The sequence below is a fragment of the Nocardia sp. NPDC101769 genome (assembly GCF_044766925.1).
In the GTDB taxonomy this organism is placed as follows: domain Bacteria; phylum Actinomycetota; class Actinomycetes; order Mycobacteriales; family Mycobacteriaceae; genus Nocardia.
In genome coordinates, this window is record NZ_JBIWMX010000025.1 from 35,871 (window position 1) to 50,525 (window position 14,655).

At 67.5% G+C, this 14,655-nt stretch carries 15 protein-coding genes; 3 read left to right on the plus strand and 12 right to left on the minus strand.

Translation table 11 applies throughout. The annotated features are described in order from the left end of the window. Window positions 1-15: 15 nt before the first annotated feature. From nuoK to ACIRRA_RS31635, 11 genes are all read right to left on the minus strand, one after another. Window positions 16-315 (minus strand): NADH-quinone oxidoreductase subunit NuoK, encoded by a 300-nt coding sequence (nuoK, locus tag ACIRRA_RS31585; RefSeq protein ID WP_402775716.1) that lies wholly within the window; start codon window positions 313-315, stop codon window positions 16-18. Further along, the gene (locus tag ACIRRA_RS31590) at window positions 312-1,187 is read right to left on the minus strand and encodes an NADH-quinone oxidoreductase subunit J (RefSeq protein ID WP_402775719.1); all 876 of its coding nucleotides are present in this window, start codon (window positions 1,185-1,187) and stop codon (window positions 312-314) included. The genes nuoK and ACIRRA_RS31590 overlap by 4 nt, the downstream gene beginning before the upstream one ends. Then, window positions 1,184-2,953, minus strand: coding sequence for an NADH-quinone oxidoreductase subunit NuoH (gene nuoH, locus ACIRRA_RS31595; RefSeq protein ID WP_402775722.1), 1,770 nt, complete (start codon window positions 2,951-2,953; stop codon window positions 1,184-1,186). The genes ACIRRA_RS31590 and nuoH overlap by 4 nt, the downstream gene beginning before the upstream one ends. Window positions 2,954-3,041: 88 nt before the next feature. Then, on the minus strand, window positions 3,042-5,513 hold the full coding sequence (locus ACIRRA_RS31600; protein ID WP_402775725.1) for an NADH-quinone oxidoreductase subunit G: 2,472 nt from the start codon (window positions 5,511-5,513) through the stop codon (window positions 3,042-3,044). After that, complete coding sequence (gene nuoF, locus ACIRRA_RS31605; protein WP_402775728.1) at window positions 5,510-6,832, minus strand: NADH-quinone oxidoreductase subunit NuoF; 1,323 nt, start codon at window positions 6,830-6,832, stop codon at window positions 5,510-5,512. The genes ACIRRA_RS31600 and nuoF overlap by 4 nt, the downstream gene beginning before the upstream one ends. Then, the gene (gene nuoE / locus ACIRRA_RS31610) at window positions 6,829-7,545 is read right to left on the minus strand and encodes an NADH-quinone oxidoreductase subunit NuoE (RefSeq protein WP_402775731.1); all 717 of its coding nucleotides are present in this window, start codon (window positions 7,543-7,545) and stop codon (window positions 6,829-6,831) included. Before nuoE ends, nuoF begins: the two co-directional genes overlap by 4 nt. Then, the gene (gene nuoD / locus ACIRRA_RS31615; protein WP_402775734.1) at window positions 7,542-8,873 is read right to left on the minus strand and encodes an NADH dehydrogenase (quinone) subunit D; all 1,332 of its coding nucleotides are present in this window, start codon (window positions 8,871-8,873) and stop codon (window positions 7,542-7,544) included. Before nuoD ends, nuoE begins: the two co-directional genes overlap by 4 nt. After that, window positions 8,873-9,622, minus strand: coding sequence for an NADH-quinone oxidoreductase subunit C (locus tag ACIRRA_RS31620; RefSeq protein ID WP_402775736.1), 750 nt, complete (start codon window positions 9,620-9,622; stop codon window positions 8,873-8,875). Before ACIRRA_RS31620 ends, nuoD begins: the two co-directional genes overlap by 1 nt. Next, the gene (locus ACIRRA_RS31625; RefSeq protein ID WP_326311010.1) at window positions 9,619-10,173 is read right to left on the minus strand and encodes an NADH-quinone oxidoreductase subunit B family protein; all 555 of its coding nucleotides are present in this window, start codon (window positions 10,171-10,173) and stop codon (window positions 9,619-9,621) included. The genes ACIRRA_RS31620 and ACIRRA_RS31625 overlap by 4 nt, the downstream gene beginning before the upstream one ends. A 74-nt stretch (window positions 10,174-10,247) precedes the next feature. Then, window positions 10,248-10,628, minus strand: a complete 381-nt coding sequence (locus ACIRRA_RS31630) for an NADH-quinone oxidoreductase subunit A (protein ID WP_402775740.1) — start codon at window positions 10,626-10,628, stop codon at window positions 10,248-10,250. Between the two features lie 328 nt (window positions 10,629-10,956). After that, on the minus strand, window positions 10,957-11,376 hold the full coding sequence (locus ACIRRA_RS31635) for a hypothetical protein (protein WP_402775743.1): 420 nt from the start codon (window positions 11,374-11,376) through the stop codon (window positions 10,957-10,959). A 208-nt stretch (window positions 11,377-11,584) separates the two neighbouring features. Here ACIRRA_RS31635 and ACIRRA_RS31640 point away from each other — a divergent pair, with 208 nt between their 5' ends. The 3 genes from ACIRRA_RS31640 (at window position 11,585) to ACIRRA_RS31650 (ending at window position 14,209) form a co-directional block, all read left to right on the plus strand. Next, window positions 11,585-12,658, plus strand: a complete 1,074-nt coding sequence (locus tag ACIRRA_RS31640) for an FHA domain-containing protein (protein ID WP_402775746.1) — start codon at window positions 11,585-11,587, stop codon at window positions 12,656-12,658. A 208-nt stretch (window positions 12,659-12,866) separates the two neighbouring features. Beyond that, window positions 12,867-13,298: a CBS domain-containing protein gene (locus tag ACIRRA_RS31645; protein ID WP_402775748.1), complete on the plus strand. Its 432-nt coding sequence runs from the start codon at window positions 12,867-12,869 to the stop codon at window positions 13,296-13,298. Window positions 13,299-13,378: 80 nt separating this feature from the next. Then, entirely contained in the window at window positions 13,379-14,209 is an 831-nt protein-coding gene (locus ACIRRA_RS31650; RefSeq protein ID WP_402775751.1) for a dienelactone hydrolase family protein, read from the plus strand. A 91-nt stretch (window positions 14,210-14,300) separates the two neighbouring features. Here ACIRRA_RS31650 and ACIRRA_RS31655 read toward each other — a convergent pair whose 3' ends face one another. Then, on the minus strand, window positions 14,301-14,474 hold the full coding sequence (locus ACIRRA_RS31655) for a hypothetical protein (RefSeq protein WP_402775753.1): 174 nt from the start codon (window positions 14,472-14,474) through the stop codon (window positions 14,301-14,303). Window positions 14,475-14,655 lie beyond the last annotated feature (181 nt).

A 14,655-nucleotide genomic window follows, 5' to 3' on the forward strand; every position in this document is an offset into this window, starting at 1 on the left:
TGTGCGGTATCCATGTCAGTACCGCAGCATGTTCGCGTCGTCGACCGAGGTCGAACGCCGGGCACGGAAGATGCTCATGATGATGGCCAGGCCGACCACGACCTCGGCGGCGGCGACCACCATGGTGAAGAAGGCGAACACCTGGCCGTCGAGGTTGCCGTGGGTGCGGGCGAAGGTGACGAAGGCCAGATTCACCGCGTTGAGCATGAGCTCGATGCACATGAATACCACGATGGCGTTGCGCCGCACCAGGACTCCGGCCGCGCCGATGGTGAAGAGCAGGGCCGAGAGATACAGATAGTTGTCCGGATTCACCGCAAGCCTTCCTCGTGGGAGTCGTTGCCGTTCTTGCCGCCGTGCGCGTCGGCACCGTTGTGGCCGTTGCCGTTCCGGTGAGTGTCACTGCCGTTGCCGACGGTGCGCACCACGGCTTCGGTGTGGGCCCGGTTGCGCCGGTGCCGCAGGATAGTGCTGACCGAGAGCTCCTCGAAGGAGCCGTCCGGCAGTCGCGCGGGGGCGTCGACGGCATTGTGGCGGGCGTATACGCCGGGCGTCGGCAGCGGCGTGACCCGGGTGCCCCGGCGGAAGCGTTCCTTCGACAGCGTGCGCTGATCGGTGGGCGGCCCGAATTTCTCGCGGTGCGCGAGCACCATGGCGCCGATGGTGGCGGTGATGAGCAGCGAGCCGGTCAGCTCGAACGCCCACACATAGCGCACGAAGATGAGTTCGGCCAGCGCCCCGATGCTGTAATTGCCGCCCAGACCGGGCCCGGTCTCGGCGACGCTCTTGCCGGACATCCCGTGCGCGATGCCGCCGATGAGCAGCATGCCGAAGCCGATGCCCACCACGATGACCGCGAGCCGCTGCCCGCGCAGTGTCTCCCGCAGTGACTCGGCGGAATCCACGCCGACGAGCATGAGCACGAACAGGAACAGCATCATGACCGCGCCGGTGTAGACGACGATCTGCACGATGCCCAGGAACAGCGCGCTCTGGGCGATGTAGAACGCGGACAGTGTGATCATGGTGGCGGCCAGGCACAGTGCCGAGTGCACGGCCTTGCGCGCGCACACCATGCCGAGCGCGCCCAGCACCGCGACCACGGCGAGGATCCAGAACTGCACCGCCTCACCGGTGGAGGTATGGGTGACGATCTGCTGCGCCGGTTGGGAGAGGTGGTCGATCATTGCTGCGTCCCTTCGGCTGCGGCGAGTTCGCCTGCGGCACCGGGGACTTCACCGCGGTAGTAGGAGCCCTCGTCCGCGCCGGGATACATGGCGTGCGGTGGGGCGATCATGCCCGGCTCCATCGGCGCGAGGAGGTCCTGCTTCTCGTAGATGAGGTCGGCCCGATTGTCGTCGGCGAGTTCGTATTCGTTGGTCATGGTCAGCGCCCGGGTCGGGCAGGCCTCGATGCACAGACCGCAGCCGATGCAGCGCAGGTAGTTGATCTGGTAGACCCGGCCGTAACGCTCACCGGGAGAGAAGCGTTCGGTGTCGGTGTTGTCCGCGCCCTCGACGTAGATGGCGTCGGCCGGGCAGGCCCACGCGCAGAGCTCGCAGCCGATGCACTTCTCGAGACCGTCCGGGTGCCGGTTGAGCTGGTGCCGGCCGTGATAGCGCGGCGCGGTCGGGGTTTTGACCTCGGGATACAGCTCGGTGTTCGGCTTCTTGAACATGGTCGAGGCCGTGACCAGGAAGCCGCTGAGCGGATCCAGCAGGCCGGCTTTCTCCGTGGCTGCCGGGGGTTCGGCCGGCATCGGCGGTACTGGGAAGTCCGAGTAGGCCCGGGTGGAGTCCGGATCCGGTGAAGCCTTGGTGCGGTCGCCACCCGCGTGCCCGGCCCGGATGACCAGTGCGAGCAGCAGGACCGCGACCACGATCCCGCCGATCACCATCCCCGCGGTCTGGATGTGGGTCCCGTTGTCCTGCAGCACCTTCAGGGTGGCCACGTACATGACCCATGCCAGCGACACCGGGATGAGCAGCTTCCAGCCCAGGTTCATGAACTGGTCGTAACGCAGTCGCGGCAGGGTGCCGCGCAGCCAGATGAACACGAACAGGAACGTCCACACCTTGGCGGTGAACCACAGTATGGGCCACCAGCCCGAGTTGGCGCCCGCCCACAGGCTGATCGGGAACGGCGCGTGCCAGCCGCCGAAGAAGAGCGTGGTGGCCAGCGCGGACACGGTGGCCATGTTGATGTACTCGGCCATCATGAACATGGCGAACTTGAGCGAGGAGTACTCGGTGTGGAAGCCGCCGACCAGCTCGCCCTCGGCCTCGGGGAGGTCGAAGGGCGCACGGTTGGTCTCGCCGACCATGGACACCGCGTAGATCAGGAACGACGGCAGCAGCAGGAAGACGTACCAGGTTCCGGTCTGCGCCTTGACGATTCCCGAGGTGGCCATGGTGCCCGAGAGCAGGAACACCGCCGCGAAGCACAGTGCCATGGCGATCTCGTAGGAGATGACCTGCGCGGTGGAGCGCAGACCGCCCAGCAGCGGGTAGGTGGAGCCCGACGCCCAGCCCGCCAGCACGATGCCGTACACGCCCACCGAGGCCATGGCCAGGATGTAGAGCACGCCCACCGGCATATCGGTCAGCTGCAGCGCCGTGCGGTGCCCGAACATGCTGACCTGTGGCCCGAACGGGATCACCGCGAACGCCATCACGGCCGGGATGAGCGAAATCACCGGTGCGAGAATGAAGATGGGCTTGTCGACGATGGCCGGGACGATGTCCTCCTTGAGGAGCATCTTGACGCCGTCGGCGATGGACTGCAGGCTGCCGCGCGGGCCGACCCGGTTGGGGCCGACGCGCATCTGCATGAAGGCCACGATCTTACGTTCGGCGTACACCGCGAGCATCGGTATCAGCAGCAGGAAGACGAAGATGCCGATCGATTTGACCAGCACCAGCCACCAGGGGTCGTGGCCGAACACGGCGGTCACGTCGGTCCCGTAGGCGTCGCTCCACCTCCCAGCGCTTGCTTGCGTAACCACGGAGGGGCCCGTGGCCGCCAAAATCGGCAGAGCCAAGTCACTCACGGTGGTCCTCCCGTCGGATGCGCACGAGGTGGCCGGGTGTGGTGCCGAGCTGCACCAGCACGTCGGAGCCAGGGGAATTCATGGGCAGCCACACCACGCGGTCGGGCATCTCGGTGATGACCAGGGGCAGCGTGATGCGGCCGTGATTGTTGCCGACCGTCACCGGATCGCCGGTGGTGGCGCCGATCTCGGCGGCCGTGTGCGGCGAGAGCCGCACCACCGGGGTGCGGGCGGTGCCGGCCAGGTTGGGTTCGCCGTCCTGGAGGCGGCCGCGGTCGATGAGCATGCGCCATGAGGCGAGCACCGCGGTGCCCGCATGCGGCTGGGCGATGGGGTGCGGGAGGTGCGCCGGGGTCGCGACGGGCCGGCCGTCCCAGGCGCCCAGATCCGCCAATTCGGCTCGGGCACTGGCCGCGTCGGGCAGGCCGAGCCGGATCCCCATGTCCGCGGCGATGGCGTCGAGCACCCGGTATTCGGGCATCGGCGCGGCCTCGCGGCGCACGGTGGCGTCGCGCAGTGCGGCGTCGAACTGGCGGTGGCGGCCCTCCCAGGTGAGGAAGGTGCCCGGCTTCTCCATGGCCGAGGCGACGGGGAAGACGACATCGGCGCGGTCACTGATATCGCTGCGGCGCAGTTCCATCGACACCACGAAGCTCGCGGCGTCGATGGCCGACAGGGCCGCATGCGGGTCGGGCAGGTCGCCGACCTCCACCCCCGCGATGAGCAGCGCACCCAGTGTCGGGGCGGCGGCCAGGATCGCGTTGGTGTCGCGGCCCGGCGCCGCGGGCAGATCGTTGACGTTCCACGCATCCCGGACCTGCTGGCGCGCCGCGGAATCCGCGACGGGCCGCCCGCCCGGCAGGAGTACCGGAAGCGCGCCGGCCTCCAGCGCGCCGCGCTCACCGGCACGGCGGGGGATCCAGGCCAGGGTGGCGCCGGTCTCGTCGGCCAGTCGGGCGGCCGCGGACAGGCCACCCGGAATGCCGCCGAGACGTTCGCCGGCCAGGATCAGCGCACCAGGCTCGCGCAGTAGGTCCGCGACCTCGCGCAGGCGCGGGTATCCGGCGGTGACGGCATCGGCCTCACCGGTGCGGACGGCCTCCAGCACATGCGGTTCCGCGCCGGGCGCGGTGAGCATCAGGGTGCCGGACATGCGCTGCAGGCCGCGGGTCACGAAGGGGGCCAGCGAGTAGATCGAGGTGCCGTTCCTACGGGCCGCCTTGCGCAGCCGCAGGTACACCATCGGCGATTCCTCCTCGGCCTCGAAGCCGACGAGCAATACGAACGGGGCGCGTTCGAGCGCCGCGTAGTCGACCGTGATGCCCTGTCCCGCAATGCGAGCCGATAGGAACTCGGCCTCCTCGCCGGAGTGCTCGCGGGCACGGAAGTCGATGTCGTTGGTGTTCAACACGACTCGCGCGAACTTGGAGTACGCGTAGGCGTCCTCGAGCGTGACGCGACCGCCGACGAGCACACCGGCATTGCCGCGTGCCGACGCCAGTCCGCGCGCCGCGACGGTGATCGCCTCGGACCAGGAGGCGGGCCGCAGCGTCCCGTCCTTCCAGTTGCGCACCATGGGCGTGGTGAGCCGGTCCGGTTCGGTGGCGTACGCGAAGGCGAAACGGCCCTTGTCGCAGTTCCATTCCTCGTTGACCTGCGGGTCGTCACCGGCGAGGCGCCGCATGACCTTGCCTCGGCGGTGGTCGGTGCGCTGGGCACAACCCGAGGCGCAGTGCTCGCACACCGCCGGGCTGGATACCAGGTCGAAGGGCCGGGCGCGGAAGCGGTAGGTGGAGCCGGTGAGCGCGCCGACCGGGCAGATCTGCACGGTGTTGCCGGAGAAGTAGGAGTCCATGGGCTCCCCGGCGGCGATGCCGACCTGTTGCAGCGCACCACGATCCATCAGTTCGATGAACGGGTCACCGGCCACCTGCTGGGAGAACCGGGTGCACCGCGCGCACAGCACGCAGCGTTCCCGGTCCAGCAGGATGGCCGCCGAGAGCGGAATCGGCTTGGGATAGGTGCGCTTCTGGCCGTCGAAGCGGGATTCGGCGCGGCCGGTGGACATGGCCTGGTTCTGCAGCGGGCATTCGCCGCCCTTGTCGCAGACCGGGCAGTCGAGGGGGTGGTTGATGAGCAGCAGCTCCATCACTCCCTCCTGGGCCTTGGCAGCGGCGGGGGAGGACAGCTGGGTATGGATCACCATGTCCTCGGCCACCGTCTGGGTGCAGGAGGCGACGGGCTTGCGCTGTCCCTCGATCTCGACCAGGCACTGCCGGCAGGCTCCGACGGGCTCGAGTAGTGGATGGTCGCAGAACCGCGGGATCTGGGTGCCGATGAGTTCGGCGGCCCGGATCACCAGGGTCCCGGCGGGCACGGAAACCGTTGTGCCGTCGATGGTTACGGTCACCATGTCGGTGGGTGTCACCCCGTCGCCGGTCGTGGAGCTCACTGTCGAGGTCATCGCGCTCCTTGCGCGGCCCAGGCCGTGGCCCGGGCCGGGTCGAACGGGCAGGCGCCGAGACGGATGTGCTCGGCGTACTCGTCGCGGAAGTACTTCAGGGAGGAGAAGATCGGGCTGGCCGCGCCGTCGCCGAGGGCGCAGAAGGACTTGCCGTTGATGTTGTCGGCGATGTCGGCGAGCTTGTCCAGATCGGTCTCGTGGCCCCGGCCGTTCTCCAGCCGCTGCAGCAGCTGGACCAGCCAGTAGGTGCCCTCGCGGCAGGGGGTGCACTTACCGCAGGATTCGTGGGCGTAGAACTCGGTCCAGCGCAGCACCGCCCGCACGACACACGTGGTGTCGTCGAAGATCTGGAGGGCCTTGGTGCCGAGCATGGAGCCCGCGGCCGAGACGCCCTCGTAGTCGAGGGCGACGTCGAGGTGCTCGTCGGTGAAGATCGGTGTGGACGAGCCGCCCGGGGTCCAGAACTTCAGGGTGTGGCCGGCGCGGACGCCGCCCGCGTAGGTCAGCAACTCCCGCAAGGTGATTCCGAGGGGAGCTTCGTACTGCCCTGGTCGCGTCACGTGACCGGAGAGCGAGTAGATCGTGAAGCCCGGCGACTTCTCGGTGCCGAACGACCGGAACCAGTCCACGCCATTGGCGATGATGGACGGCACGGACGCAATGGATTCCACATTGTTGACCACCGTCGGGCAGGCGTAGAGACCGGCCACGGCCGGGAACGGGGGACGCAGGCGCGGCTGGCCGCGGCGACCCTCGAGCGAATCCAGCAGTGCGGTCTCCTCACCGCAGATGTAGGCGCCCGCACCGGCGTGCACCACGATCTCGAGGTCGAAGCCGGAGCCCTGGATATTGCGGCCGAGATAGCCTGCGGCATAGGCCTGCTGGACCGCCGCCTGCAGGCGGCGCAGCACCGTCACCACCTCGCCGCGCACGTAGATGAACGCGTGCGAGGCGCGAATGGCGTAGGCGGCGATGATGACGCCCTCGACGAGGGCGTGCGGGCTCGCCAGCATGAGTGGAATATCCTTGCAGGTACCGGGTTCCGACTCATCGGCGTTGACCACCAGGTAGTGCGGCTTGGTGGTGCCGTCGGGTCCGGGGCCCTGCGGGATGAAGCCCCACTTCATGCCGGTGGGGAAGCCCGCGCCACCGCGGCCGCGCAGGCCGGAGTCCTTCACCGTGGCGATGACCTCGTCCGGGTTCATGCGCAACGCCTTCGGCAGGGCGCGGTACCCGCCCTGGCCGCGGTAGGCCGCCAGGGTCCAGCCCTCCGGGTCCGCCCAGTGCTTGGAGAGGACGGGAGTCAGAGCGGTCGTCACTGCGCGCCTCCGTCGGTCGACTTCTGTTCCGCGACATGCAGATCCCGTTCGGCGACATGCAGGCCCGCGAGGGTGGCCGGCCCGGCGGCGCCGTCGGTGGCCCCGGGCCGCTGGTCCTCGTATCCGGCGAGAATGCGGGCGGTCTCGCGGAAGCTGCACAGCGGGATGCCGCTGCGCGATCCGGTCACCGGTTCCCCGCGCCGCAGCGAATCCACCAGTCCCCTGGCCGATTCCGGGGTCTGGTTGTCGAAGAACTCCCAGTTGACCATCACGACCGGCGCGTAATCGCAGGCCGCATTGCACTCGATGTGCTCGAGCGTGACCGCGCCGTCGGCGGTGGTCTCCCCGTGCGCGATTCCCAGGTGCTGCTTCAGCTCCGCGAGGATCTGATCGCCGCCCATGACCGCACACAGGGTGTTCGTGCAGACACCGACGTGATAGTCGCCGGTCGGCGTGCGCCGGTACATCGAGTAGAACGTGGCCACCGCGGTGACCTCGGCATCGGTCAATCCCAGCTGCTCGGCACAGAATTCGATGCCGGTCCCGGAGACGTACCCCTCCACCGATTGCACCAGATGCAGAAGGGGAAGCAGTGCAGAGCGGGAGTGGGGGTACCGCTCGATGATCTCCTGGGCCTCGAGTTGCAGACCCTCACGCACCTTCTCCGGGTAGGGAATCGGCCGCGTGGTCAGGTTGAGCAGGATCTCGGTCAACGGTCGACACCACCCATCACCGGGTCGAGGGAGGCGACGGACGCGATCACGTCGGCGACCAGGCCGCCCTCGCACATCGCCGCCACCGCTTGCAGATTCGTGAAGGAGGGGTCGCGGTAGTGGACCCGGTAGGGCCGGGTGCCGCCGTCGCTGACCATGTGCACGCCCAGCTCACCGCGCGGGGATTCGACCGCCACGTACACCTGGCCCGGCGGGACGCGCAGGCCCTCGGTCACCAGTTTGAAGTGGTGGATGAGCGCCTCCATGGAGGTGCCCATGATCTTGCCGATGTACCGGGGCGAATTGCCGAGGCCGTCCGGCCCGAGCTGCAGATCGGCAGGCCACGCAATCTTCTTGTCCTCCACCATGACCGGGCCCGGCCGCAGCTTGTCGAGGCACTGCTCGACGATCCTGACCGACTCCTTCATCTCGTTGACGCGGATGAGGTAGCGGCCGTAACAGTCGCAGCCGGTGTCGACCTGGACGTCGAACTCGTAGTTCTCGTACCCGCAGTAGGGCTGGGACTTGCGCAGATCGTGCGGCAGGCCGGTGGCGCGCAGCACCGGACCCGTGATGCCCAGCGCCATGCAACCGGTCAGGTCCAGGTAGCCGACATTGCGGGTGCGGGCCTTCCAGATGGGGTTCTGGTTGAGCAGAAGCTCCATGTCCCGCAGGCGCTTCGGCAGCAGGTCCAGCAGTTCGCGCACCTTCTGCACGCCGTCGCCGGGCAGATCCTGGGCGATACCGCCGGGCCGGATGAAGGCGTGGTTCATGCGCAGACCGGTGATGGTCTCGAACACGTCCAGGATCAGCTCGCGTTCCCGGAAACCGAACAGCATGGGGGTGAGCGCACCCAACTCCATGCCGCCGGTCGCCAGCGCGACCAGATGCGAGGAGATGCGGTTGAGCTCCATGAGCATGACCCGGATGACATTGGCGCGCTCGGGGATGTCGTCGGTGATGTCCAGCAGCTTCTCGACCGCCAGGCAGTACGCCGTCTCGTTGAAGAACGGCGACAGGTAGTCCATGCGGGTCACGAAGGTGGTGCCCTGCACCCAGTTGCGGTACTCGAGGTTCTTCTCGATGCCGGTGTGCAGGTAACCGATGCCGCAGCGGGCCTCGGTGACGGTCTCACCCTCGATTTCGAGAATGAGCCGCAGCACCCCGTGCGTGGAGGGGTGCTGCGGGCCCATGTTCACGACGATTCGCTCCTCGGCGACCCCATTGAGGGCAGCGGAGATCTCGTCCCAGTCGTTGCCCACCACGGTGACCGTGCGTTCGGGTCGTTCCTCGGTGTTGCGACGGGACTTGGTGTCGATGTCGTTCATCAGCTGTACGTCCTCCGCTCGTCGGGCGGCGGGATGCGCGCGCCCTTGTATTCGACCGGGATTCCGCCGAGCGGATAGTCCTTGCGCTGCGGATGGCCACGCCAGTCGTCGGGCATGGCGATGCGGGTCAGCGAGGGGTGACCGTCGAACAGGATGCCGAAGAAGTCGTAGGTCTCCCGCTCGTGCCAGTCCACGGTCGGATAGACCGGGTACAGCGAGGGTAGGTGCGGATCGTTGTCCGGCACCGAGACTTCCAGCCGCACCCGGCGGTTGTGGGTGATGGAGTTGAGGTGGTACAGCGCGTGCAACTCGCGCCCGGTCTCCTCGGGGTAGTGCGCGCCGCTGACACCCAGGCACAACTCGAAGCGCAGGGCTTCGGTGTCGCGCAGCGTCCTCGCCACCAGCACCAGGTGCTCGCGGCGGATGTGCAGGGTCAGCTCGCCGCGGAAGACGACGATCTTCTCTACGGCCTCGTCGAAGGTTTTCGCCAGTGCCAGGCGCAGATTCGCGATGATCTCGTCGAAGACGGGACCGTAGGGCGCGGGCGTACCGCCCGGTATGGAGACGGTGCGGACCAACCGGCCATAGCCGGAGGTGTCGCCGGTGCCGGAGACACCGAACATGCCCTTGCGGACGCCGATCACCTCGTCGGCGGGCTCGGCGGCTTCGGGTGTCTCCGGGATGTTCTCGGTGGGTTCCACCGTCGCCTCCGGGGGGCCCTCCGTGCCGGTAGGAGCATCAAAGGTCATCGCAGCAGCCCCTTCAACTGAATGGTCGGGGTGCTGGCGAGCGCGGCGCGCTCGGCCTCGCGCACGGCTTCCTCGCGATTGACGCCGAGCGGCATCTCCTGAATCTTCTCGTGCAGCTTCAGGATCGCGTTCAACAGCATCTCCGGCCGCGGCGGGCAGCCGGGCAGGTAGATGTCGACCGGCACGATGTGGTCGACGCCCTGCACGATGGCGTAGTTGTTGAACATGCCGCCCGAGGATGCGCAGACACCCATGGCCAGCACCCATTTCGGTTCGGTCATCTGGTCGTAGACCTGGCGCAGCACCGGGGCCATCTTCTGGCTCACCCGGCCCGCGACGATCATCAGATCGGCCTGGCGCGGCGAGGCGCGGAACGCCTCCATGCCGAAGCGGGCGATATCGAATCGCCCGCCGCCGGTGGCCATCATCTCGATCGCACAGCACGCCAAGCCGAACGTCGCCGGCCAGAGCGAACTCTTGCGCAGATAGCCGGCCAAATCTTCCACCGTGCTCAGCAGGAACCCGCTGGGCAGCTTCTCCTCGAGACCCATGTCGGACTACATCTCCCGGATCGGGACACCCCGTCTCACACGGGGTGTGTCATTGGAAATCCCCTGTGCGCCAATCAATCCCAGCTGAGGCCGCCGCGCCGCCACTCGTAGGCGTAGGCGACCGAGACGTTGAAGATGAACAACGCCATGGCGGCCAGTCCGAACACTCCGAGCGCGTCGAAGTGCACGGCCCACGGGTAGAGGAACACGATCTCGATGTCGAAGATGATGAACAGCATGGCGGTGAGGTAGTACTTCACCGGAAAGCGCTGGCCCGCAGCATTTCCCGGCCCGCCCGCGACCGCGTGGGGGGTGGGTTCGATACCGCATTCATAGGCTTCGAGCTTTGATCGGTTATAGCGTTTGGGGCCGATCAGGGCCGCCAGGAAGATGGAGAACACCCCGAACGCGGCGGCCACCGCGCCGAGAACCAGGGTCGGTACCTCGATATTCACAACAGCACTACCCCTCCTGCGAGCTGGACGACGCAATACGGACGGCAGCTGCCGAGGCGCGGGCTGACATCGTCGTCCGCCGGCCAGTCTCGTTCCCCGGGCACCGCTCAGCGACGGCACGGACCTACGGGAAGTGAGGCGGCGGCTTCATTGATACCGATGCCCGCGCTCGTGTGAGCTACGGCACAGCCTACAACTCGGAAGAGAAGATACATCACGATTTGCGATCGCGTTTGATCGAATTCGGAACGGTCTTTTATGACCGATTGGACGCAATCACGAATGTCACGTGACAGGGGTTTGCCCTGATCGCGAGGGCGAACGAAGATCAGGCCGCGAAGCTATTACCGAGCACACCCAGGACAGCGTCGGTGAGCCGGATGGGATCGATGGGATGGGACACCGCGGCCTCGGCACGCGACCAATTGGCCAGCCAGGCATCGTCCGGGCGGCCGGTCAGCACGATGATCGGTGGACAGTCCGCGATTTCGTCCTTGAGCTGCTTCGCCAGGCCGAGACCGCCCTCCGGGGCCGACTCGCCATCGAGGATCAGCAGATCCAGATCGCCCGCGTCCATGCGCTCGAGGACGACCGGCCCGGTCGCCACCTCGAGGTATTCGATGGGTGGCAGATCCGGGTGCGGCCGTCTGCCCAGCGCCAGCATCACCTGGCTCCGGGTATCGGCGTCATTGCTGTAGACGAGGACCCGCACCGCGGCGGGACGTTTCGCATCGGCCACATTCCGCATGCTACGTCCGTGGTGGGGGAGTGTGGGGCAGCTTCGCCCGAAGTCGCGCGCGCGTCGCGGAATCGTCTGTCGCGCACTATGTCGATGGCCGATTGTTCGTAATTCGCGACCGGTACCATCCAGCGAATGAGGGGAGACATCACGCAGCGCCTCATCGAAACCGACGTGTGGACCGACGGGTTGGTGGGGCAAGCGGGGGCCGGGTGAGATGAGCGCGCGGGTCGAGGTGGTGTCGGGCAGCCACCTGGTGGCCAGTCTGGACGGCGTGGTCGTGGTTGTCGCACACCGGGATTCGCGGCCGCTGACCGCCGAATCCGACGCCGTGGCGGTGCTGGACAAGCTGCTGGATCTGGTCGCCGAGGCGTCGTCGCGAGAGACCCGGCGGACCGGGCGGACCTTCGCCCGGCTGGTCAGCACCTGGCTGATGGCTCGCGAAGACGAGGAGAACGTCGAATTCGGGGTACTCACGCCCGGCACCCGCGGGCTGGCCGTATTCCTGCACGGGCGGGTCACCGCGATCCTGGAAGGCGAGCAGCGGTGCGAGGTAATGCACGGGCGTGACGCGGGATTCAGTGTCGACCGGGTGGTCGGCCCGGCACCCGCGCGGGCTGCGGCGGTGTTCGTGGACGACGGCGAGCCGCGCGCGACGCTGCCGCCGCCGGGTGTTTTCGCGCTGCGCGACGGGCGGGTGCCCGGGTCCGGGGCTGTGATGTGGCGAGAGGACGCACCCGATACACCGGTCGGTGGTGTGGGCAAGAATGCGTCGCATACCATACCGGCCGGGGTTGTCGTGCACGGATACGATTGCGCGCGTGGGCATCTCAACGATCCGCGCGCGTCCCTCTGCGCGGCGTGCGGCATCCGGATGGAGCCGATGGCCGGCGTGCTCACCGAGGGCATCCGGCCGCCACTGGGCGTGCTGCTGCTCGACGACGGGACCTCGTATGTGCTCGACAGCGATCTGGTGATCGGGCGGGAGCCGGAACGATCCGACCAGGTGCGGCGAGGCGCGCAGGCGATTCGTATCCCCGACACCTCCGGTGGCATGTCGCGGGTGCACGCCGAGATCCGGCTCGCGGGATGGGACGTGCTGGTGATGGACCGCGGCTCGGCCAACGGCACCCACATTCGCCCGCCGGGCCGCCCGGATTGGGTGCGCGCGGCGCCAGGGCAGCCGACCGTGCTGAAACCGGACAGTCAGCTACTTCTGGGCGGACGGGTCTTCACCTTCAATTCCCCGATCGGTCCGAGCCATTCACGCGAGGACAGGCCGAGAATGTAGCCCGACCCAGCGGACCTTCGGCACGGCGACTACGGCAAGTCACGCCCAATGGCAATCATTTGGTTAACACTATTGCGGGCAGATAGCACGCGGGTCCCGATGCCCGCGCATCCGGTTAGGCATCGAATCGCAATCTTTGCTGTTCACGCCCGGTTATCAGCGGCATCCTGGTAACCACGGATAGTCCCGAGCGTTGGGCGGTGGACACATGCGAATCTCCGAAATACTGCGCCGGAAGGGCAGCGGCGTGGTCACGATTGCACCGGATGCATCAGTGCGCGAACTGCTCAGAGTCCTGGCGACCCACAATGTGGGCGCGGTGATCGTCTCCCGAGACGGTGCCGCCATGTCGGGCATCGTCTCCGAACGAGACATCGTGCGCCGGCTCAATGACCAAGGCGCCGCACTCCTCGACGCCTCCGTCGCCTCGATCATGACCGCCGCCGTGCACACCTGCTCGCCCGACGACCGCGTGGAAACCCTCAACGCCACCATGACCGAGCACCGGATCCGCCACCTCCCGGTCCTCCGCGAAGGCCGGATGATCGGCATAGTCAGTATCGGAGACGTCGTCAAGAGCCAGATCTCCGAACTCGAAACCGAGCGCGAAGCCCTGGTCAAGTACCTGCAACACGGCTGACGGGTAACACACTCGTTTCACCCGCCCGCCTGCCCGATACGATCGAATCGATTCGTCGTATCGAGGAAGGCCGTGCGCCCGTGCAGTCCGAAAACCCAACGCCTGACGACACTCTGGGCGATTTCACCAAGCGCACCATTGCACTGGAGGGCGCGGACAAGACCGTCTACGTGGCAGGCAGCGGGCCGGCGGTGATCGTCATGCCGGAGATGCCCGGCATCAGCCCTGACGTGCTGCGCTTCGCACGGTGGGTCCGCGACGCGGGCTTCACCGTCTACGTACCTTCACTGTTCGGCGTGGACGGCGCGTACCCGACGGTCGAGCTGGGTGACCCGATCGCCCGGAAGACCTGTGTCAGCAAGGAGTTCCGCGCCTTCGCCGGCGGCGGCACCAGCCCCGTCGCCGTGTGGTTGCGCGCCCTGGCCCGCCTGGCCCACGCCGAATCCGGCGGGCCCGGCGTCGGTGCGGTGGGCATGTGCTTCACCGGAAACTTCGCACTCACCATGACTCTCGAACCCGCGGTCATCGCCCCCGTCATCAACCACCCGTCTCTCCCGCTCGACGACCCCGCGGGCCTCGAGCTCTCCGCGGAGGACGCCACCGCCATCGCCGCCCGCTTCGAACGCGACGATCTCCGCGCCCTCGCCTACCGCTTCGACAACGACAAATGGTGCACCGGCCAGCGTTTCGCCGCCTACTCCCAACTCCTCGGCGACCGCTTCGACGGCCGAGTCCTCTCCGGCGCCCACGCCAACCCCAACCCCCCACCGTTCTTCCGGCACATCGTCCAAACCCCCCACAGCGTTGTCACCGCCCACCTGGTCGACGAACAAGGCCACCCCACCCTCCAGGCCCGAGACGAAATCCTCGCCTACCTCCGCACCCGCCTCCAGCCCGAACCGGCCGCGTAGCCTCCGGCGGCTGCCGAGGTATCCAACCCCGCCGCCTTCCGAATGGCGCAACACCGCACGCCGACAAGGGGTTCCGGACTGGTAAACTCGCCTATTCAACCGTCGCGAGTTCTAGGTGGTTTCCGGCCTCCGGGACCCAGGAGACTTCCCCGACGTGCAGCTCGATGGCGTAGGGCTCGGGCTCGCCGGCAGAGATGTCGGTCCGGTTCAGCGAGGTGGTGAGCGGCCAGAGTTCGCAGATGCTCAGTAGCCGAGTCGATTTCAACCCGGCGTGGTGCGGTGCCGTTAACGATCGTGACACGCCGTAGACCTTCCCCGTGGCCTCCCGGCCAGCAACGGCAAGCCAGCCCAGAAGTTCCCCGACCACCCGAAAGGCAGTAGGTGTGCGCCGCGTCCTGCCCTATCCGCCAGGTTCGAGCAGGTGTCCAGTGGAGAGACGTAATAAC